General features: G+C 63.0%; 16 protein-coding genes. 11 read left to right on the forward strand and 5 right to left on the reverse strand.

The window, feature by feature from the left end; translation table 11 throughout:
* The first annotated feature begins 103 nt into the window (after positions 1-103).
* The gene (locus tag A9G05_RS06595; protein WP_069560208.1) at positions 104-949 is read left to right on the forward strand and encodes an EamA family transporter; all 846 of its coding nucleotides are present in this window, start codon (positions 104-106) and stop codon (positions 947-949) included.
* A gap of 28 nt (positions 950-977) precedes the next feature.
* Here the strand turns inward: A9G05_RS06595 and A9G05_RS06600 are convergent, their stop codons facing one another.
* Positions 978-1322 carry an I78 family peptidase inhibitor gene (locus tag A9G05_RS06600; RefSeq protein WP_069560209.1) on the reverse strand — a complete coding sequence of 115 codons (345 nt, stop codon included), beginning with the start codon at positions 1320-1322 and terminating at the stop codon, positions 978-980.
* 273 nt (positions 1323-1595) lie between these two features.
* Between A9G05_RS06600 and A9G05_RS06605 the strand changes: the two genes are divergently transcribed.
* Entirely contained in the window at positions 1596-2483 is an 888-nt protein-coding gene (locus A9G05_RS06605; protein WP_069560210.1) for a pseudouridine synthase, read from the forward strand.
* A 222-nt stretch (positions 2484-2705) separates the two neighbouring features.
* On the opposite strand, the gene A9G05_RS06610 is transcribed toward A9G05_RS06605, so the two are convergent.
* Complete coding sequence (locus A9G05_RS06610; protein ID WP_069560211.1) at positions 2706-3989, reverse strand: sigma-54 dependent transcriptional regulator; 1284 nt, start codon at positions 3987-3989, stop codon at positions 2706-2708.
* A gap of 255 nt (positions 3990-4244) precedes the next feature.
* Between A9G05_RS06610 and A9G05_RS06615 the strand changes: the two genes are divergently transcribed.
* The 5 genes from A9G05_RS06615 to A9G05_RS06625 all read left to right on the forward strand — a co-directional run bounded on the left by A9G05_RS06615 (position 4245) and on the right by A9G05_RS06625 (position 10886).
* Positions 4245-6119: a di-heme-cytochrome C peroxidase gene (locus tag A9G05_RS06615; protein ID WP_069560212.1), complete on the forward strand. Its 1875-nt coding sequence runs from the start codon at positions 4245-4247 to the stop codon at positions 6117-6119.
* 81 nt (positions 6120-6200) lie between these two features.
* On the forward strand, positions 6201-7367 hold the full coding sequence (locus A9G05_RS06620; protein WP_069560213.1) for a catalase family protein: 1167 nt from the start codon (positions 6201-6203) through the stop codon (positions 7365-7367).
* 131 nt (positions 7368-7498) lie between these two features.
* A complete protein-coding gene (locus tag A9G05_RS26435) occupies positions 7499-8584 on the forward strand; it encodes a nucleoid-associated protein (RefSeq protein WP_083272508.1) in 1086 nt (361 codons plus the stop codon).
* Positions 8571-10037: a hypothetical protein gene (locus tag A9G05_RS27075; protein ID WP_139131091.1), complete on the forward strand. Its 1467-nt coding sequence runs from the start codon at positions 8571-8573 to the stop codon at positions 10035-10037. The genes A9G05_RS26435 and A9G05_RS27075 overlap by 14 nt, the downstream gene beginning before the upstream one ends.
* Positions 10038-10385: 348 nt before the next feature.
* A complete protein-coding gene (locus A9G05_RS06625; RefSeq protein ID WP_069560214.1) occupies positions 10386-10886 on the forward strand; it encodes a BRO family protein in 501 nt (166 codons plus the stop codon).
* A 708-nt stretch (positions 10887-11594) separates the two neighbouring features.
* Here the strand turns inward: A9G05_RS06625 and A9G05_RS06630 are convergent.
* The 3 genes from A9G05_RS06630 to A9G05_RS06640 all read right to left on the reverse strand — a co-directional run bounded on the left by A9G05_RS06630 (position 11595) and on the right by A9G05_RS06640 (position 14070).
* On the reverse strand, positions 11595-11969 hold the full coding sequence (locus A9G05_RS06630; RefSeq protein WP_069560215.1) for a cupin domain-containing protein: 375 nt from the start codon (positions 11967-11969) through the stop codon (positions 11595-11597).
* Between the two features lie 218 nt (positions 11970-12187).
* Positions 12188-13318, reverse strand: a complete 1131-nt coding sequence (locus tag A9G05_RS06635; protein WP_069560216.1) for a M14-type cytosolic carboxypeptidase — start codon at positions 13316-13318, stop codon at positions 12188-12190.
* Positions 13319-13416: 98 nt separating this feature from the next.
* Complete coding sequence (locus A9G05_RS06640; protein WP_069560217.1) at positions 13417-14070, reverse strand: YceH family protein; 654 nt, start codon at positions 14068-14070, stop codon at positions 13417-13419.
* A 435-nt stretch (positions 14071-14505) separates the two neighbouring features.
* Between A9G05_RS06640 and A9G05_RS06645 the strand changes: the two genes are divergently transcribed.
* The 4 genes from A9G05_RS06645 (at position 14506) to A9G05_RS06660 (ending at position 18503) form a co-directional block, all read left to right on the forward strand.
* Complete coding sequence (locus A9G05_RS06645; RefSeq protein ID WP_069560218.1) at positions 14506-14802, forward strand: hypothetical protein; 297 nt, start codon at positions 14506-14508, stop codon at positions 14800-14802.
* A gap of 284 nt (positions 14803-15086) precedes the next feature.
* Complete coding sequence (locus A9G05_RS06650) at positions 15087-16157, forward strand: DUF2157 domain-containing protein (RefSeq protein ID WP_069560219.1); 1071 nt, start codon at positions 15087-15089, stop codon at positions 16155-16157.
* A complete protein-coding gene (locus A9G05_RS06655; RefSeq protein ID WP_069560220.1) occupies positions 16157-16954 on the forward strand; it encodes a DUF4824 family protein in 798 nt (265 codons plus the stop codon). The genes A9G05_RS06650 and A9G05_RS06655 overlap by 1 nt, the downstream gene beginning before the upstream one ends.
* A 64-nt stretch (positions 16955-17018) precedes the next feature.
* Complete coding sequence (locus tag A9G05_RS06660; RefSeq protein WP_069560221.1) at positions 17019-18503, forward strand: sensor domain-containing diguanylate cyclase; 1485 nt, start codon at positions 17019-17021, stop codon at positions 18501-18503.
* The last annotated feature ends 15 nt before the right edge of the window (positions 18504-18518 follow it).

An 18518-nucleotide genomic window follows, 5' to 3' on the forward strand; every position in this document is an offset into this window, starting at 1 on the left:
CCAGGGGCGGTTTCACCGCGGCTGGCGGGCTGTGTCACTATCGCGCCTCCCTGGCGGCGCCCCCGGTGGCGCCGCGCCTTCGTCGGTACAAGGAAAATCGCGCTTGGACACCTCGGTATTCCTGGTGGTGATGGCCGCCGCTGCGCTGCATGCAGGCTGGAACGCGCTGCTGAAGATCGGCCTCGATCGCCTGCTCACCGCCACGCTGATCCAGCTCGCCGCCGGGCTGATCTCGCTCTGCGCCCTGCCCTTCGTGGCCGTGCCCCAGGCGGCGGCCTGGCCGTGGATCGCGCTCTCGGCGCTGCTGCACATCGGCTACAACAACTTTCTCGCACGCGCCTACCAATACGGCGACCTCGGCCAGGTCTACCCCATCTCCCGGGGCAGTTCACCGCTGCTGGTGGCGCTGCTCTCGCTGCTGTTCCTCAACGACGGCCTCGGCCTGCCGGAACTGGCCGGGCTGCTGACCCTGGTGGCCGGCATCTGGCTGATGGCCTGGCGCGGTGGGCGCACCCGCGCGGGGTTGAGCCGGGGCATGCTGACCTGCTCGCTGCTGACCGCTGTCTTCATCGCCGGCTACACCCTGGCCGATGCCCAGGGCGCACGCAGCAATGGTGATGCGCTGTCCTACGCGGTGTGGCTGTTCGCGGTGAACGGGGCGGTGATGACAGTGGCCATCGTGGTGCAGCGGGGGCCGGGCGTGTTGCGGCAACTGGGGCCTTACTGGCGCGGCGGGCTGGCGGGCGGGGCGATGTCGCTGCTGGCCTACGGCATCGTCATCTGGGCGATGACCCTGGCGCCGGTGGCGATGGTCTCGGCCTTGCGGGAAACCAGCGTGGTGTTCGCCCTGCTGATCGGGCGGGTGTTCCTCAAGGAACCGATGCCGCCGGTGCGGCTGCTGGCGTGCGGGGTGATCGCGATGGGCGTGGTGGTGATGAAGCTGGGGTAGCGGCCCCGCAGCGCAGGGCCGCCCGGGGTCAGCCGCAACTGACGCCCTTGATCAGGTTGGCGTTGTCGGTGTCCAGGTTCAGGCGATGGGAGTTGTACTCCAGGGTCATCACACTGCCCGGCTTCAGCACGCGAACGTCGGCGGCGCCAGCGGCACGGCGGGCCTCTTCGACGCGCTCCGGGGTGGCGGCCTGGCCGATCAGGGCACGGGCCGGGGCCGAGGAGCAGCGGCCGTCGGTGGTCGGGTCCGCCTGGGTGGTGGCCGGGGCGGCCTGGGTCTCGGCAGGTTTGTCGGTCGGGGCGCTGGTGGAGCTGCAACCGGCCAGCAGGGCCGCCGCCAGGGCCAGGCCGAGGGTGATGGAAGTGCGAGACATACTGCGTTCCTCTTGTTGAAGGCAAAGCCGAATCCGGGTGGCCGGGACGGACGCCGAGCGCGAGCATCCGAGCTGCTGCGACGGCCGCCGTTCCCCGGCGGGTCGGGCATTGTAGCCTGAGCCCGGTGCCCTGCCGGGAGCCCCTTGGGTGAAATACCGTAACGCTTCACTTCGGGCCCACAGCCGGCGTGCCCTGGGCGCCCGTCCGCCGGGTTTGACCGGCGCCCGCGGCTGCGGCCTAATGCGCGCCCGCCCCGACGCTCCGAGACGGCCATGCCCACCCCCAACGTACGCCCCAGCACCCTGCGCCTGCCGCCCGGCCCCTGGTCGACGCTGCTGGATGGGCTGTGTGCGCGCTTTCCCGCCATCGACCGCGCCACCTGGCTGGACCGCCTGGCCCGGGGCCGGGTGACCGATGCCGACGGCCGCGCGCTGGATGCCGATACGCCGTACCGGGCCGGCGAGCTGGTGCGCTACTTCCGCGAGGTGCCCCAGGAGCGCGACATCCCCTTCGAGGAGCGCGTGCTCTATCAGGACGATCACCTGGTGGTGGCCGACAAGCCGCACTTCCTGCCGGTGATGCCCGCCGGGGAATACGTCGAGCAGACGCTCCAGGCGCGCCTCACCAAACGCCTGGGCAACCCGCACCTGGTGCCCATCCACCGCATCGACCGGCACACCGCCGGGCTGGTGCTGTTCTCCTGCGAGCCGAGCACGCGGGGTGCCTACCAGGCGCTGTTCCGCGAACGCGAGGTGCACAAGCGCTACGAGGCCGTGGCCGCCCCCCTGCCGCAACTGGATTTCCCGCTGGTGCGGCGCACGCGCCTGGAGCCGGGCGAGCCGTTCTTCCGCATGTGCGAAACGGACGGGCCGCCCAACAGCGAAACCCGCCTGGAAGTGATCGAACGCGGCAGCCGACACTGGCGCTATGCGCTCTACCCGGTCACCGGGCGCAAGCACCAGCTACGGGTGCAAATGGCCGGCCTGGGCGCCGGCATCCTCCATGACCTGTTCTACCCCGAGCTGCTGGACGCCCGTGACCAGCACGACGACCACGCCCGCCCCCTGCAACTGCTGGCCCGCGCCCTGGCCTTCCGCGACCCGCTGAGCGGCCGCGACCTGCAGTTCGAGAGCGAGCTGCACCTGCTGCTGCTGGACTGACGCGCCTACGGAGCGCCTCTGAAAACTACCTGCGTTGTCATCGCGGCGTTAAAAACCGGCTCGTGCGCGAGTCCGATCAAAATGCTCATTGACCCCACGTAAGCTGCGCTTTTTCGCCGGTTTGACGCGCTGATGCGCGCCCTTCGGGCCAGCCTTCGGCTGTTACTCCCGTTGGTCGTTGCGCCTTGCGCTGACGGCCTCGCCTGCGCTTTTTGAGGCGCCCTACAGCAACTGGTGCTTGTGCAGCAGGCGATAGAAGGTCGGGCGGGAGATGCCCAGCACCCGCGCCGCCAGGCTCAGGTTGTTGCCGTAGCGCGCCAGGGCATCGCACAGCGCCTGGTACTCCGCGCGGCGCTTGTAGTCCTCCAGCGTGCCGATCACCCCGCCATCGGCCGGCGCGCTGTGCAACCCCAGGTCCGCCGCCTCCACCTGCACGCCATCCGCCAGTGCATAGCCCCGGCGCACCCGCCCGGCCAGCTCACGCACATTGCCCGGCCAGTGGTGGCGCACCAGCGCGGTGAGCGCCTCCTCGCTGAAGTGTCGAGGGCGGCCGTGGGTGGCCATGGCGTACTGCGCCAGGAAGTGCTCGGCCAGCAGGGCGATGTCCCCCTGGCGGCGGCGCAGCGGGGTCAGCCGCACCGTGTGGCTGGCCAGCCACTGGTACAGCTCCGGCAGAAAACGGCCCTGCTCGGCCAGCAGTTCAAGGTCCCGGTCGGTGGCGGCCAGCAGGCGCACATCCAGGCTCAGCCAGCCCTCTGCCCTGCGCAGGCGATGGCTGCGCAGGGCCAGCAGCAGACGTTGCTGGGTCAGCAGCGGCAGCTCCGCCACCGAGTCGAGGAACAGGCAGCCGCCGTTGGCCGCCTCCACCGCGCCACCCTCCCCCAGCAGCGCGTGCTCTTCCTCCGGCTCGCCACGCACCCCGCACCTGAAGGCCACGAACGGTGCCTCGGCCCGCCGCGAGGTGCGGTGCAGCGCGCGCGCCACCAGCTCCTTGCCGGTGCCGCTCTCCCCCAGCACCAGCACCGGGCGCTCCTGCCCGGCAAGTCGCGCCAGTTGCTTGCGCAGCTCCCGCAGGGGCCGGCTCTGGCCCACCAGCTCCGGCTCGCCGCGCGGGCGCCCCACCTGCCCACGCAACCGCGCAATGCCGAACGCCCGGCCCAGCAGCCCCTGCAAGCGGCCGGCATCCACCGGCATCGGCAGGGTGTCGAAGAACCACTCCCCGGCGAAGTCCTCAGCCTGCTCCTGGCGGGCCATGTCCGGCCCGAGCAGGCCGATCCACTCGGTGCCACTGCGGCTGATGAGCGCCCGGATGCGTTCCGGGTGGTCCAGGTGCTCGCGACGCAGGCGCACCAGGCCCACATCGCAACCTGGCTCGGAGCCGTGGCGCAGGTCCCGGCTTTCCACCGTCCAGCCGCTGGCCCGGAGCCTGGGCATCAGCCGTTGGCACTCGTCGCAGGGGTCGATCAGAAGAAGGCGTTTCGGGGTCTGGGTGATGTTTTCCAACATATCCCGTCCTTGGCGCCAAATTTTTGAATTATCAAAAAAAACAACATGTTGGCGCGTCAACCTGTAACGCTAGCAAGAACCTTGACGCGCCATGGAACCCTTCTCCATAACCGCTATCGCGAATAGATATGAAGGGAAAAACCGTGAATACCTACAAGAAATATCCCTTACAAATGAAGGTAATAGCACCTTGCCAACCTAGGAATTGATTGGCATAACGTAAGAAATTCCGAAAAGCGTACAAGGAAGTATCGAATGCGCATTCTCCGCCGTGCACTGATCCTGCTGGTTCTGCTCCTGCTCGCGGGGCTCGCCGTCGTCCTCTATTACATCGCCAACCCCAATCTCCCCGTCTACCAGGCGCCGGAGAAGGTCAACTACCTCGACCAATGGGACGCGCAATCCCGCCAGACCTACTACTACACGCCCCAGGGCACCACGGTTAAGGGCCTGCGCTACGACTGGTTCACCGCGCTGGAGCTGCCCTTCTCCAGCGAGAAGTTCGCCCGCCCCGAGTACCTGGCCCGCTTCGGCTTCCTCGTCGACCCGCAACAGCAGCCCACCGAGCTGAACCCCGGCAACCTGCCCGTGGGTTTCGCCCGGCATGAAGACAACGACACCGGCCAGCAGTACCTGGACATCACCTGCTCCGCCTGCCACACCGGCGAACTGCACTACAAAGGCCAGGCCATCCGCATCGACGGCGGTGCCGCCCTTCACTCCCTCGCCTCCACCGTGCCCACCCTCAAGGGCGGCGGTTTCGGCCAGGCGCTGGGCATGAGCATGGCCTTCACCTACTACAACCCGCTCAAGTTCAACCGCTTCGCCAAGACCGTGCTCGGCGAGGAGTACCCCGAGGGCAAGGACGAACTGCGCCGCGACTTCAAGGATGTGCTCGACCGCCTGCTGGGCACCGCCTGGAACGACACCCACCGTGGCCTCTACCCCACCGAGGAAGGCTTCGGCCGCACCGACGCCTTCGGTCGCATCGCCAACAGCGTGTTCGGCGACGCCATCGACCCGTCCAACTACCGCATCGCCAACGCCCCGGTGAGCTACCCCCAGGTGTGGGACATCTGGAAGTTCGACTGGGTGCAGTGGAACGGCTCCGCCATGCAGCCCATGGCACGCAACATCGGCGAAGCCCTCGGCGTGGGCGCCAGCCTCACCCTGCACGAGGAGAACGGCCAACCCGTGCCCCTCGACCAGCGCTACAGCTCCAGCACCCGCGTGCGCGACCTGTACACCCTGGAAGAGACCCTCAAGCGCCTCAAACCGCCGACCTGGCCGGAAGAGGTGCTCGGCAAGATCGACCTGCCCCGCGCCAGCAAGGGTCGCGCCCTGTTCGCCGAGAACTGCGCCTACTGCCACGCCCCCAACCCGCAGCCGGAAGACAAGCGCCTGGCCCCCACCCGCGACCCGGAGTGGAAGCTGCGCATGATCAGCACCCAGGAGATCGGCACCGACCCCACCACCGCCGACAACATCGCCGACCACCGCTTCGACGTGACCAAGCTCGGCTGGACCAAGGAGCAGCTCGCCCAGCTCGACGTCCGCCTGTTCGGTGCCGACCTCAAGGACATCGACTTCGCCAGGATCTCCAGCGCCAAGGGCCTGGCCTACCTCACTGCCTACGTCGAGAACCGCGCCTACGAGCAGGCCGGCATCAGCGGCGAGGAGCGCAAGCAGATGGACGGCTACGGCCTGCCCATCGGCGTGCGTGAACTGCGCGCCTACAAGGCCCGCCCGCTGGACGGCATCTGGGCCACCCCGCCCTTCCTGCACAACGGCTCGGTGCCGACGATCTTCCAACTGCTCTCCCCGGTGTACGAGCGCGCCACCACCTTCTACGTCGGCAACTTCGAGTACGACCCGCAGTTCGCCGGCTTCCGCACCGAAGCCTTCCCCGGCGGCTTCCTCTTCGACACCCGTATCACCGGCAACCACAACAGCGGCCACGAATTCCGCGACGGCTGCCGGGGCAACGGCGTGATCGGCCGCGCCCTCTCGCCAGACGAGCGCCTGGCGCTGATCGAATACCTCAAGGTGCTGGGCAACGAACGCCTCGAATCGCAGCTCGCCCCCGAGCCCGTGCGCCCCTGGACGCCCGGGCCGAACTGCCAGGGCTGAGCCAGGGCCCGCCACCGGCGGGCCTGCGCCCACCCAGAACCACCCGCCTGCGGGCAAGCCAACAACAAGGACCAAGCGCTCATGCTCAAACGTTTATGGCTCTGGCTCGGACGCCTGCTCGGCAGGCTCCTCTTCATCACCGCCGCCGTCGGCCTCATCGGCTGGGGCATCGGCAGCCTCTACTACGGCTGGAAGTTCTCCGGCCCCGTCTCCACCGAGGAGCAGATCCCGCCCACCGAAGCGGCCGACGCACGCGCCATCATCGAAGACGCCATGCGCGTGGTGGAGCAGCACCGCGACAACACCCGCGTCCTGCGGGATGCCCACGCCAAGGCCCATGGCTGCGTGAAGGCCGAGGTCACCGTGGCGCCCGACCTGGCCGCCGACCTGCGCGCCGGCGTGCTCGCCGAACCGGGCAAGACCTGGCAGGCCTGGATGCGCCTCTCCAACGGCAACGCCTACCCGCAGTTCGACAGCACCCGCGACGCACGCGGCATGGCCATCAAACTGCTCGACGTGCCCGGCCAGAAGCTCATGCCCAGCCCGGCCCACGCCAACGAGCAGGACTTCGTCATGTTCAACCACCCGGTGTTCTTCATCCGCGACGTGGCCGAGTACCGCAGCAACTTCGAAGCCCAGGCCAACGGCCAGAAGGTCGGCGCCTTCTTCCCCAGCCTCGACCCGCGCACCTGGGAGATCCGCCACATGCTGATCGCCCTGCAGACCCTCGCCCCGGCCCCGGACAGCCCCACCGACACCGTCTACAGCTCCGTCTCCCCGTACAAGCTGGGCCAGGCCAACATCAAGTACCGCGTCATCCCCGACCCGCATGCCTGCCCCGAGTACACCCTGCCCAAGCAGAACACCGACCTGCCCAACTTCCTGCGCAACGCCCTGTACCAGCGCCTCTCCCTCGATCGCGTACCGGCCTGCTTCGCCCTCCAGGTGCAGGTGCAGAACCCGCAGCACTACATGCCCATCGAGGACACCAGCGTGGAATGGAGCGAGAAGATCTCCCCGTTCCAGACCGTCGCCACCATCAAGGTCCCCGCCCAGGACTTCGATAGCCGCGAGCAGAACGAATTCTGCGACAACCTCTCCTTCAACCCCTGGCACGCCCTCCCCGAACACCGCCCCATCGGCGGCATCAACCGCCTGCGCAAAGCGGTATATGAGGCGGTGAGTGCGTATCGGCATGAGAGGAATGGGGTGGTGCAGTCGCAGGCGGAGGTGAAAGAGAGCGAGTGATGGGAAAGAGGCCAGCTGGCGCGGGGAGCGCTGGCTGGTCTCTTCACGTTCAAGTGAAACACCGATTGCCGCCCAGAGCGGCGCGAAGCAGCATATCAACACTCTACCTTTGAATTAAAAGGCGCTACCTCATGAGTAAAAATAACGACATTACACCTCTACCTAGCGAGCCACCACCTCCGCCCACCCTAATAATTCATAACGCTGTGGTTCAGAAGATTGACTGCAAAGGAAACTCATTGGGTTCTCCATATTATGAAACCAGGGAAGATGACATCCAAGCTTACCTTACTGGCATTATTCGAGATGTTGTAAACAACACTAAAAGCCAAGCTTTTAAATTTGCAGCTGAAGTCTGCGAAGTTAGAGGACTAATTGACGAACTGATGACGGACAATTTTCGATCCTCAGCCATTGCCTTGGGAACTCGCCTTCTTAACTGCGAAGTTTATGTCCAGAGGAAGATGGAGAAAATTACCACGGTGAGGGAGGGCAGCCTTCTCTGCGCGCATTTTAGCCTCGGAAACAAAGAATTTATAACTCTAATAAAAATTGATCACGCAGGCTTCTTAAACGAAACCAATTTACGGAAAGCATCTGGATTACCAGAAAAACAGAGAGCGCAAAAATGCGCTACGTTTTCAGTTATAGAAGGTGAACTGGACCCCACTATTGTCATAAGTGACAGCAGCACCTCAATAACAGAGTACTGGTGGAATGCCTATTTGACACTCGTAGCACTTTCCTCACCAGAGCGAAATACTCAAGCAGCATTTACAGCGATTGAAAAACTCTTAAAAACCAAAGTCCAACCGAAATCTCAAAGCGATTACTGGACCCTGAGAAATGCGTTCGTGAGTTACTTCACGACCCGACCTCAGTGCATATTTCCCGACATGATTGACGAAATAATTGGCGGATACACACCAAATAGCTCAGAAATAGAAATAAGCAGCCTAGTTACAGCAGCAAAACAACTTCCCGAAAAAGACAAGGGCTTCGATACGCACTTCGTTATCGCCCCCAAAATAATCTCAGCCAGAATAAAGAAACAGATTAAATTAGCCGAAAACGTAGACTTACGAATCACTGGAAAAATTAACAACTTCGAAAACCTCTTTGACACCGGAAACGACGGACGTAAATATCTCAAAATCTACTCCGACGAGGGCTATGACGCTTTTCATAAAGAGGAACTAACGGATGATCCTCAATAGAATTATTGACACTATAACGACGAACTCAATACACATAGAAACCAGAGAAACGAATAAAGAATTACTTATACGACGTCGAATATCCGAAGCATCAACAAATAAGCAGGAGCTTCTTAGAAGCCTGTCTCTAATCCACCACTTAGACAGTTATACATTATCTATAGAGCACGATGACTCAGATCAAAGCACCACACTGAGCAGCAGAGATGAGTCCTGCGTAGATGAGTTCTGCAACTCTCTAAGCCTTTGGTCAGAAACAAGCGGTATAAAAGGCATACTCACTCTTCGGATCACAAAACCATCGAAACACCGGATTATTTCAGTCTACTCGCTAGAGCATTTCTCTCGATACATAAGCGATGGAAACATAAAGGAAACCTTAGAGAAAATTGAATCCATCACAAACTCATCCTACGTAATCGAATGCTTAGAACTAGATCAGACCTATAAAACAGATTTCTTTGTATTTAAGCCTTTCAGTAAAACGTCTTTACCAACTACAAACCCCGAACCCATCTCCAGAGTAACGCAGCAGAAATCCAGGGAAAAGATATGCTCTATTTATGGCACTAACAACCTACCCCTTCCTAAAGATTTTAAATTTGACAAACCATTCCCACTCAACGGAATTAGAGAGACATTCAACAAAATCGAGTTGGTTCTTCTACTAACTTGCCTAGCAGACATTTCAAAGATCGACCCCAAAGGGGCCCTAACACTGACATTGAAGGGCTATAGCTCTATTAATTTTGAAATTCAGTCACTGGATCAAATTAACACCAACAAAACTCAAGTCTATTTCGAAATATTTGAATGGACATACACTGACGGAAACATAATTGACAAAGCAGGCATAAGCAGAAACCTAATCTCAATCCACTTAACTGACAACGACCTACTTTCACTTAAAGAGGGTTGCCTAGAGTCAATAAAATCCAACTACGCAATATATCTAAAAGACAACCTAAAACAGTACGTAGAAATAAAAAACAAACTATCCGATCAGATCCAGAAAATCTCTGAAAAAGCTACAGACGTCGTAAAAACAATCACCACATATCTACGCACATCAGTATTTTCCTTATATTCATTTGTGTTTTCAGTATTCCTAATAAGAACCCTCAGCAAATCAGACAACTCACCCTTATTCTCAACACCAGCATATACACTTTTTATTTTATTCATCCTCATATCATTATTAGTCATGATATATGCAGTATCTGAAACAAACTCAGAAACAAGGCGCTTCAAGAAAAACTACGAATCCTTCAGAGAACGATATACGGACCTCATAACCAAAGAAGACCTGAATCGTATATTTTTCCATGACAGGGATTACGAGCGCGAACTTAACTACATAAAGAAATCGCGAGACCGAACAATAAAATTATGGACCTCGTCACTTGTATTTATTTTCATTACAGTTTCCTATTTAAAAATAGCCGAACTATAGAGACACCAGTTTAAATCAGGTCTACAAATGGGAAATTACTGTTTCCCCTTGCCCTCCCCGCCCCACCTCCCTATCCTTCGCCGGTCGCGGTAAATCCCGCGGCCGGGTTTGACAGCCTGTTGTCTGGGCGCGATTGCGCCACTGGTGCATACGAAAAACGGCGTACGTTTTTTGTAGGCCCATGCACGTATGCAACTTTTACAGTTGCGCCGCTCTATGGCAGATCGCGCGGGGAGACCCTTGCGGTCTGCCGGTTCCTGGACCCGGTCTGTCAACCCCGCGCGGTCTGCCACCTTTCGATTGACAGCGAACAGTGGCAGCTCCTAACCCGTCCAGAGGAGCTTCACCATGCAAGACGCATATACCCCCGTTGTTTTTCTGCGCTACGCCTACCAACTCCGTGCCGTGATGGTCGACAACCGCCCCTGGTTCGTCGCCGAGGATTTCGCGCGGCTGATCGGTGCGCTGCGCCCCTATCGCCTGCCCCAGCGGGTGGACCCGCACCACCGGCGGGCGCTGTTCCTGTTGCACCAGTCCGGCGCCCGTGAGGAGGTGGAGGTGATCAGCGATGCCGGGGCCTACCAGGCGCTGTACCGCTTCCACCACCCGGAGCACCGGGCCATCAGCCAGTGGCTGAGCGAGCAGGTGGTGCCGACGCTGCACGATCGCCATCGGGATGCAGAGGCGGCGCCTCGCCGGGCCTACATGTGCTGGGCCAACCAACCGATCAACGTGCTGAGCTGGCAGGGGGATGTCTGGATCAACCGGCAGGACCTGCCGGTCTTCCTCTCCAGCCTCGATGACCCGGCATTGCGCACCGATGCCAGTTGGCGGCAAGCGCCCTGGTAAATCGCTGACAGACGGGCCCTTCGGGGCCCGTTTTCGTTTGGGGTGGTGGGATGGGTGCGGGCGGTTTTACGGGGTGACGTGGGCGGGCGGGCGCGGTTGATGCGGTTCGCTGAGCTCACCGCATCCTACGGGTGCCAGGCCGTGTGGTGGGGGTTGTGGGGCGTTGGTGCATGCAGGTCCGTTCCCGGGCTGGATGGGCGAGGCGTGCGTAGGGTGGACCGCGCTCTATCGGTCCACCATTTGGCGTCGGGTTGGGCATGGCGGTTGGGTGCGCGGCGCGGGGTCGATGCGGTTCGCTGAGCTCACCGCATCCTACGGGTGCCAGGCCGTGTGGTGGGGGTTGTGGGGCGTTGGTGCGTGCAGGTCCGTTCCCGGGCTGGATGGGCGAGGCGTGCGTAGGGTGGACCGCGCTTTATCGGTCCACCATTGGCGTCGGGTTGGGCATGGCGGTTGGATGCGCGGCGCGGGGTTGATGCGGTTCGCTGAGCTCACCGCATCCTACGGGTGCCAGGCCGTGTGGCGGGGGTTGTGGGGCGTTGGTGCATGCAGGTCCGTTCCCGGGCTGGATGGGCGAGGCGTGCGTTGGGTCGACCGCGCATTATCGGTCCACCATTTGGCGTCGGGCTGGGCATGGCGGTTGGATGCGCGGCGCAGGGGTTGGCTGGTGCGGGTAGCCCGGGCTTCAGCCCGGGACGGGCTGGCAGGCGGTCAGATCCAGACGTCGTTCTGCGCGGTGCGTTCGCCGCCTTCTTCGCCGGTGTTGATTACGCCTCGGGGCTCGATGAGCAGCATCTTCACTTCGCGTTCGGCATAGGGCTTGTGCTCGACGCCCTTGGGCACGACGTAGAGCTCACCGGGGCCGAGCAGGACGGCGCCGTCGCGGAGATCGATGCGCAGTTGGCCTTCGATCACCAGGAAGGCTTCGTCGGTGTCGGCGTGGGAATGCCAGATGAAGTCGCCTTCGATACGCACGACCTTGAACTGGTAGTCGTTCATTTCGGCGATGACCTTCGGGGCCCACTGCTCGCTGAACAGGGAGAGCTTGTGCTGCAGGTTGATGCTCGGGTGGGTCGGCTGATGCACGGCGCGGCTCCTGGCTGATGGGGTGAGCTGTGAGGCTAGCGAGGGCCGTTGCGGTGCGCTTGTACGATCCTGCGGTTTTGTCGGCGACACGCCACTCGGCCACTCAGTGCGCTTTCGAAGCGGCTGTGGGGCCCGCAGCAGTTGCCCGCCCTGGACGGTGAAGCGGCAAGGGCCTGGCCTGGTGTGCCCTCCCCGGCTGCCAGGGAGGGTCTTGGGGATCAGCGCAGGCGGTGGACCATCGCGGCGGCGACGCTTAGCACGGCCTGGCCGAGCTTCATGGATCGCTTGCCGTTCCAGCCGGTTTCCGGGGCGGGGTTGTCGTCGTGGTCCTTGAAGGGCATTTCGATGGTGAAGGACAGGCAGTCGAACTCCAGGCCGACGGCGTTGCAGGCCAGGGTGATGTTGGCCTGGCCGGGCTCGTCGCGGGGGTAGCCGTAGCGGGTCTGGAACTCGGCGCCCATGTCGACGAGGCGGCGGCGGAACTCTTCTTCCAGGGCGGCGAGGCGCGGGGTGTAGCCGGGGTTGCCTTCGCAGCCTGCGGTGAAGACGTGGGGGATTTCCTCATCGCCGTGGATGTCGAGGAACAGGTCGACACCGATGCGGCGCATCTGCTGCTGGACGAAGTGGACTTCGGGGGTCTCCGCTTCGCTGGCCGATTGCCAGGCGCGGTTGAGGTCCTTGCCGGCGGCGTTGGTGCGCAGGTGGCCACGGTAGGCGCCGTCGGGGTTCATGTTGGGGACGAGGTAGAGGTCGGCGGCGTCGAGCAGGCGCTCCAGCTCCGGGTCCTGGCGCTGCTTGAGGCGCTCGATGATGCCTTCCATGAACCATTCGGCCATGTGCTCGCCAGGGTGCTGCTGGGCGATGATCCAGACGCGGCGCTGGGCCTGGGGGTTGCGGCTGACCTTGAGCAGGGGGATGTCGCGCCCTTCGAGGCTCTTGCCGGTGGCGACGATCTCGGCGCCGGCCGCTTCGACGGCCTGGCGGATGAGGGCGTCGTGGCGCGCGCGGCTGTAGGGCTCGAAGTAGGCGAACCAGATGTGCGACTGGGTGGGCTCCAGGCCGAAGTGCAGGCCGTTCTCGTCAAAGCGGCTGGGCACGCGGAACCAGTTGATCTGGTCATAGGAGGCGGCGGCGTTGTAGCCGGTCCAGGCGTGGGCGTAGGCGGACTGGCCGGCGTTGACCAGGCTGAAGTCGTGGCGGCTGCCGGGGGTCATGCCGTCGACCTTGAAGTGGAACCACTGGAAGTGGTGGCTGCGCAGGTCGGGGCGCATGGCGAGAAGGACGTGGCGGGGGTTGCTGGCGTCCTTGACTTCGATGTTGCCGCTGTCGAAATCGGCGCTGATCTTCATGGCTACCTCGGGCTGTGTCAGGGGTGCGCGCAAGAATGGCAGGTCGCCCGGTGCGGGCATATGCACCAGGCGACAAAGGCTTGCGTGATGGGGACGGATCAGTGGCCTTCGAGCCGGGCGAGGCGTTCTTCCAGTTCGGCGATGCGGGCTTCCAGTTGCTCGACGCGGCTCTCCAGGCCGGCGCGGGATTCGCTGCGCTCGGGGGCGTCCTGCCGGGTGGCGAGCAGCGCTTCCAGGTCGGCAGCCTCGCCCAGCAGGTGCATGAAGCGCTCTTCACGCTGGCCGCTCTGGCGCGGCAGCACGGTGGCCAGGCCACGGGCGGCGAGGCGGTCGAGGTGGTGGCGAACCTGATCCAGATCGTCGAACTCGTGCATGCGGCTGCTGCGTGTGAGCAGTTCGCCAAGGGTCTGCGGGCCACGCAGCAACAACAGGCCGAGCAGGATGAGCTGCGGCTGGACCAGTTCGAGGGTCTTGTCGGCGCGCTGCTCCCAGCGGTCGGCGCGACTGCCCATTACCAGGCGAGCCAGGCCGCGCCCTTCAAGGGTGCGCATGCCCTGCCCCACCTGGCCGGCAGTGAGGTTCATCACCGGTTCGCGGCTGGTCTTCTGGTTGCTGGCCAGCACCAGGGCGTTGAGGGTCAGCGGGTAGGACTCGGGGGTGGTGGCCTGCTTCTCGATGAGGCTGCCGAGCAGGCGGACTTCGACGGCGCTCAGGGGCTCGTGGGTGAAGGGCGTTTCGATCTCGCTGGACATGGGGCCATCCATTGGTAGGAAAAGGCCCATAGCCTAGCAGGACGCCCGGCGGCTGCCTGCATGCGCGGCGCCCTGGTCCGGTCTGGCCGGCGCGCACCCGTCGCAACCCGCTGAATACCGCGTGCCCGCATATGGCGACAGACGTTCAATGATCCGAACATGAGCCTGCTACCGATGCCGTGTTTCAGGATATTTCCGGCCATTAAATCGAATTATTCGATTGTTATTATTCTGCGCAACAGTGTTTTTCATGGGGCTTATAGCGCTCTAAAAGAACCCAAAAATCAAATTAACTATCTGTTTTTAAAAGACAATTTAAGCACTATCAATGAAATCGATGGTCACCATTAGCCATCTCAACTTTTTTATCGATTTTATTTCTCTAACATTGCCCTCGTGTTCACTTTCAACCCCACTTTCCACGAGGAACCCACCATGAAAATGCGCATTCTTGCCAGCCTGTTCGCCGTCAGCCTGACCGCTACCGCCAGTGCCTTCGCCCTGCCCCAACAAACCCAGCAGGACTCGCTCCTGACCGCCGGTGCCGAACGCGCTGTGAATCCGCCGGTTGCCGAAAACGGCTCCGACCGCACTCCCGGCTTCCGCGTCGCCGAAGACGGCTCCGACCGTACCCCCGGTTTCCGTGTCGCTGAAGACGGCTCCGACCGCACCCCCGGCTTCCGTGTCGCTGAAGACGGCTCCGACCGTACTCCCGGTTTCCGTGTCGCCTGAGGCCGCACGGACCGGAGCGCATCCCGCTTGAGTCAATGTTGTCGCGAGGCCAGATCGATGCCTGAAACATCCAACGCTTGAAGGCGCCCTGACCGGCGCCTTCGGCGTTTATGGGCTTGGAACTTCCCATTGGCCAAGATCGACCGACGCCCCTGAGTGGACGTCATGTCAGGCTTTTGCCGCCCAATTTCGCCTGGGTTTTCTCAACTTCACGTCGGCCCGATTGCTCGGCTGCCCGACCGGGCCTAGAGTGCTCGGCGGCACCGCACGCACAAGGACCCGCCATGCCCGCCGTCACCCATGAGGACGCACAACGTCGCGCCGACGATATCCAGGCTTTCTACCGGGAGGTGGAACGTCTGCACGAGGAGCAGGCTCTGCTGCTCGACCCCGGCCAGCTCGATCAGCTCGGTGATCACCACCGCCAGGTGCTGGCCGACCTGCGCAGTCGCTACGACATCGACCATGACACCCAGACCCGTCGCCTGTCCCTGGGCATGCGCATCGCCTCGCTGCTGGGGGCGCTGGCCCTGGGCGCGAGCCTGCTGTTCTTCTTCTATCAGTTCTGGGGGCTGTTCAGCGAAACCGTGCAGGTGGCCATCCTGGTCGGCGCGACCCTGGGCACGCTGGGCCTGACCGCGCTGGTACGGCGCCACGACAGCACCGGCTATTTCAGCAAGCTGGCGGCCATGCTGGCCTTCGTCGCCTTCGTGCTGAACCTGGTGATGCTCGGGCAGATCTTCAACATCACCCCATCGGACAAGGCTTTCATCGCCTGGGGCGCCTATGGGCTGCTGCTGGCCTACGCCTGCAATGCACGCCTGCTGCTGGTGGCCGGGCTGCTGTGCCTGATGGCATTCATCTCGGCACGAGTGGGGACCTGGGGTGGCGGTTACTGGCTGTCCATGGGCGAGCACCCGGAGAATTTCCTGCCGGCGGCGGTGGCGGTGTTCCTCGTGCCGCAGTTGCTGTCCCAGGTGCGCTTCGGCGGCTTCGCCGCGACCTATCGCCTGGTGGGGCTGATCACCTTCTTCCTGGCCCTGCTGGTGCTGGCCAACTGGGGCCGCTCCAGCTACCTGCCCCTGGACAGCGACCTGATCGAGGGTGGCTACCAGCTCGGCGGCTTCGCCCTCGCGGCCCTCGGCATCTGGTTGGGCGCTCGGCGTGACTGGCCGGAGGTGATCAACGGCAGCCTGACCTTCCTGGTGATCTTCCTCTACACCAAGCTCTTCGACTGGTGGTGGGACCTGCTGCCGAAGTACCTGTTCTTCCTGCTGCTGGGCCTGATCGCCCTGCTCATCCTGGTGGTACTGAACCGCCTGCGCCGCAGTTGGCTGAAAGGAGGAGCCCGCTGATGAACAGCCTGAATCGCTATGCCCTCTCCGCGGCCCTCGGCCTGGTCCTGGTGGTCAACGGCCTGGCACTGGCTGGGGTCTGGTACAACCGCACCGGCAAACCGGACAGTCGCCTGGAACTGTCCCAGCGCGAGCTGAGCCGGGATTACTCGGATTTCGGCTGGGCCGGTGAGAACAGCGGGCTCAGCCTGCGCCTGGACTGGCGCACGCCACGGGACGGGGACGAGCAGGAGATCCGCCTCGACCGTGCCGTGCTGGAGGAGATCGGGCTGCCTCTTGAAGGGCAGGAAGGCCACTACGAGACCCACGAAAGCAGCACCTACGCCGTGCTCGAACTGGATGGCCCCGCCTGGGCCGCCGAGCTCGGCCGTGCCGAAGCCCGGCTGAAGGAGGCCCGCAAGGCCCTGGCGCGCAAGCGCAACGAGGAAAACACTGAACTGGAGGCCACGTATCGCAGCCAGTTCGAGTACGAGCGCGACCGCGCCAGCCGCCTGTTCGTGGTAGCCGCCGGTAGCGATGTGGAAGCCCTGCGCCAGCGCTACCCGGACCGCAAGCGCTATGCGCTGGTGAAGGCACGCCTCTACGCCTGGTACGACCACAACCAGACACCGCCGCGCCTGCAGGCCCGGGTGAGCCGACTGGAGGTGGATGCACTGCAGGTGCCTTATCGCTGGCGCCAGCAGGTGGAGGAGCGGCTGGTGGGCGCCTACGACGAGCCGATCAAGCCGATGCGCCTGAAAGTGGCCTACGGCAAGCGCCTGGAACCCTGGATCGAGGACATCAGCCTGCTGCGCTGAACGCCACGGATGACGCGGGCGGGGCAAGTGGCTAGCATGTCGCCACTTGCCCCAGGACGCTCCGATGTCAGCCCACCTGCCCCGCTTGCGTAACCAGCGCTTCCTCGTTGCCCTGCTCGTTCTCCTGCTGACCTGTGGCTTTGCTGTCACATCGCTGGTCAGCTACTACGCCTCCCTCCAGTCGATCCGCGATGGCATCGTCAACACCGAGCTGCCGCTGACCTCCGACAACGTCTATTCCGAGATACAGAAGGACCTGGTACGGCCCATCCTGATCTCGTCGATGATGAGCCGCGACACCTTCCTGCGGGACTGGGCCATGCAGGGCGAGCAGGACCCGGAGCGCATGACCCGCTACCTGCGGGAAGTCCAGGAGCATTACGGTGCCTTCACCAGCTTCTTCATCTCCGAGCGGACCCACATTTACTACCAGTCGCGCGGGGTGCTCAAACAAGTCTCCCGAGACGAGCCCCGGGACCTCTGGTATTACCGCGTGCGGGACATGGAGACGCCCTACGAGATCAACGTCGACGTCGACATGGCCAACCAGGACCGGCTGACGATCTTCATCAATTACAAGGTGCTGGATTACGACGGCCGCTTCATCGGCGCCACCGGGGTGGGTTTGACGGTGGACGCGGTGGTGAAGCTGATCGACGAGTATCAGCAGCGCTACCAGCGGACCATCTACTTCACCGACACCACCGGGCGCGTGGTGCTCACCAGTGCCCATGGCGGGCCGGCGGGCATTCGCGTGGGCCAGACGCTGGTTGATCTGCCGGGTCTGGCCCCGGTAGTACGGGCGGTGCTGCACCAGCGTGGCGGCAACCACCAGTACCAGGCCCCAGACGGCGAGCATTACCTCAACGCCCGCTTCATCCCCGAGCTGGACTGGTACCTGTTCGTCGACAAGACCGAAGAAGGCGCCCTGTCGCCGGTACGCAACGCGCTCTACCTCAACCTGGGCATCAGCCTGGCGGTGACCCTTGTGGTGCTGGTGCTGCTGTACCTGATGGTGCGCCGTTACCGCGACCGCATCGCCGCGCTGGCCACCACCGACAGCCTCACCGGGCTGCCCAACCGTCGCGGCTTCGACCTGCTGGCGGGCCAGGCACTGCAGGAGTCCCTACGCGACAAGCGCCCACTGACCGCCCTGCTGCTGGACCTGGATCACTTCAAGGAACTCAACGACACCCACGGCCACCTGGCCGGCGACCAGGTACTGCAAGGTTTTGCCGAGAACCTGCGCACGGGGGTGCGCCAGGCGGACATACTCTGCCGCTGGGGCGGCGAGGAGTTCATCCTGCTGCTCAAGGACACCGGCAGCGCGAAGGCGCTGCAGTTGGCGGAGAAGCTGCGGGAGCGAGTTGCCGAGACACACCATCACTTCGATGGTGGCGAGACGGCGGTAACCGTGAGCATCGGGCTTTCGGAACTACGCACCGGGGATACCCTGCACAGCCTTATCGCCCGCGCCGACCGGGCGCTCTACAGGGCGAAGCAGGCCGGGCGTGACCGCACCTGCAGCGAGCCCGGCGGACAGGACTGAGAGAGGGACAGCCTG

The organism is Pseudomonas sp. ENNP23, assembly GCF_001728945.1.
Taxonomy (GTDB): Bacteria; Pseudomonadota; Gammaproteobacteria; order Pseudomonadales; family Pseudomonadaceae; genus Metapseudomonas; species Metapseudomonas otitidis.

Bases quoted from the DNA above. Each gene is read 5' to 3' on its own strand.
- A9G05_RS06600 (WP_069560209.1), bottom strand. From the start codon at position 1,322: ATGTCTCGCACTTCCATCACCCTCGGCCTGGCCCTGGCGGCGGCCCTG.
- A9G05_RS06605 (WP_069560210.1), top strand. From the start codon at position 1,596: ATGCCCACCCCCAACGTACGCCCCAGCACCCTGCGCCTGCCGCCCGGC.
- A9G05_RS06610 (WP_069560211.1), bottom strand. From the start codon at position 3,989: ATGTTGGAAAACATCACCCAGACCCCGAAACGCCTTCTTCTGATCGAC.
- A9G05_RS06615 (WP_069560212.1), top strand. From the start codon at position 4,245: ATGCGCATTCTCCGCCGTGCACTGATCCTGCTGGTTCTGCTCCTGCTC.
- A9G05_RS06620 (WP_069560213.1), top strand. From the start codon at position 6,201: ATGCTCAAACGTTTATGGCTCTGGCTCGGACGCCTGCTCGGCAGGCTC.
- A9G05_RS26435 (WP_083272508.1), top strand. From the start codon at position 7,499: ATGAGTAAAAATAACGACATTACACCTCTACCTAGCGAGCCACCACCT.
- A9G05_RS27075 (WP_139131091.1), top strand. From the start codon at position 8,571: ATGATCCTCAATAGAATTATTGACACTATAACGACGAACTCAATACAC.
- A9G05_RS06625 (WP_069560214.1), top strand. From the start codon at position 10,386: ATGCAAGACGCATATACCCCCGTTGTTTTTCTGCGCTACGCCTACCAA.
- A9G05_RS06635 (WP_069560216.1), bottom strand. From the start codon at position 13,318: ATGAAGATCAGCGCCGATTTCGACAGCGGCAACATCGAAGTCAAGGAC.
- A9G05_RS06640 (WP_069560217.1), bottom strand. From the start codon at position 14,070: ATGTCCAGCGAGATCGAAACGCCCTTCACCCACGAGCCCCTGAGCGCC.
- A9G05_RS06645 (WP_069560218.1), top strand. From the start codon at position 14,506: ATGAAAATGCGCATTCTTGCCAGCCTGTTCGCCGTCAGCCTGACCGCT.
- A9G05_RS06650 (WP_069560219.1), top strand. From the start codon at position 15,087: ATGCCCGCCGTCACCCATGAGGACGCACAACGTCGCGCCGACGATATC.
- A9G05_RS06655 (WP_069560220.1), top strand. From the start codon at position 16,157: ATGAACAGCCTGAATCGCTATGCCCTCTCCGCGGCCCTCGGCCTGGTC.
- A9G05_RS06660 (WP_069560221.1), top strand. From the start codon at position 17,019: ATGTCAGCCCACCTGCCCCGCTTGCGTAACCAGCGCTTCCTCGTTGCC.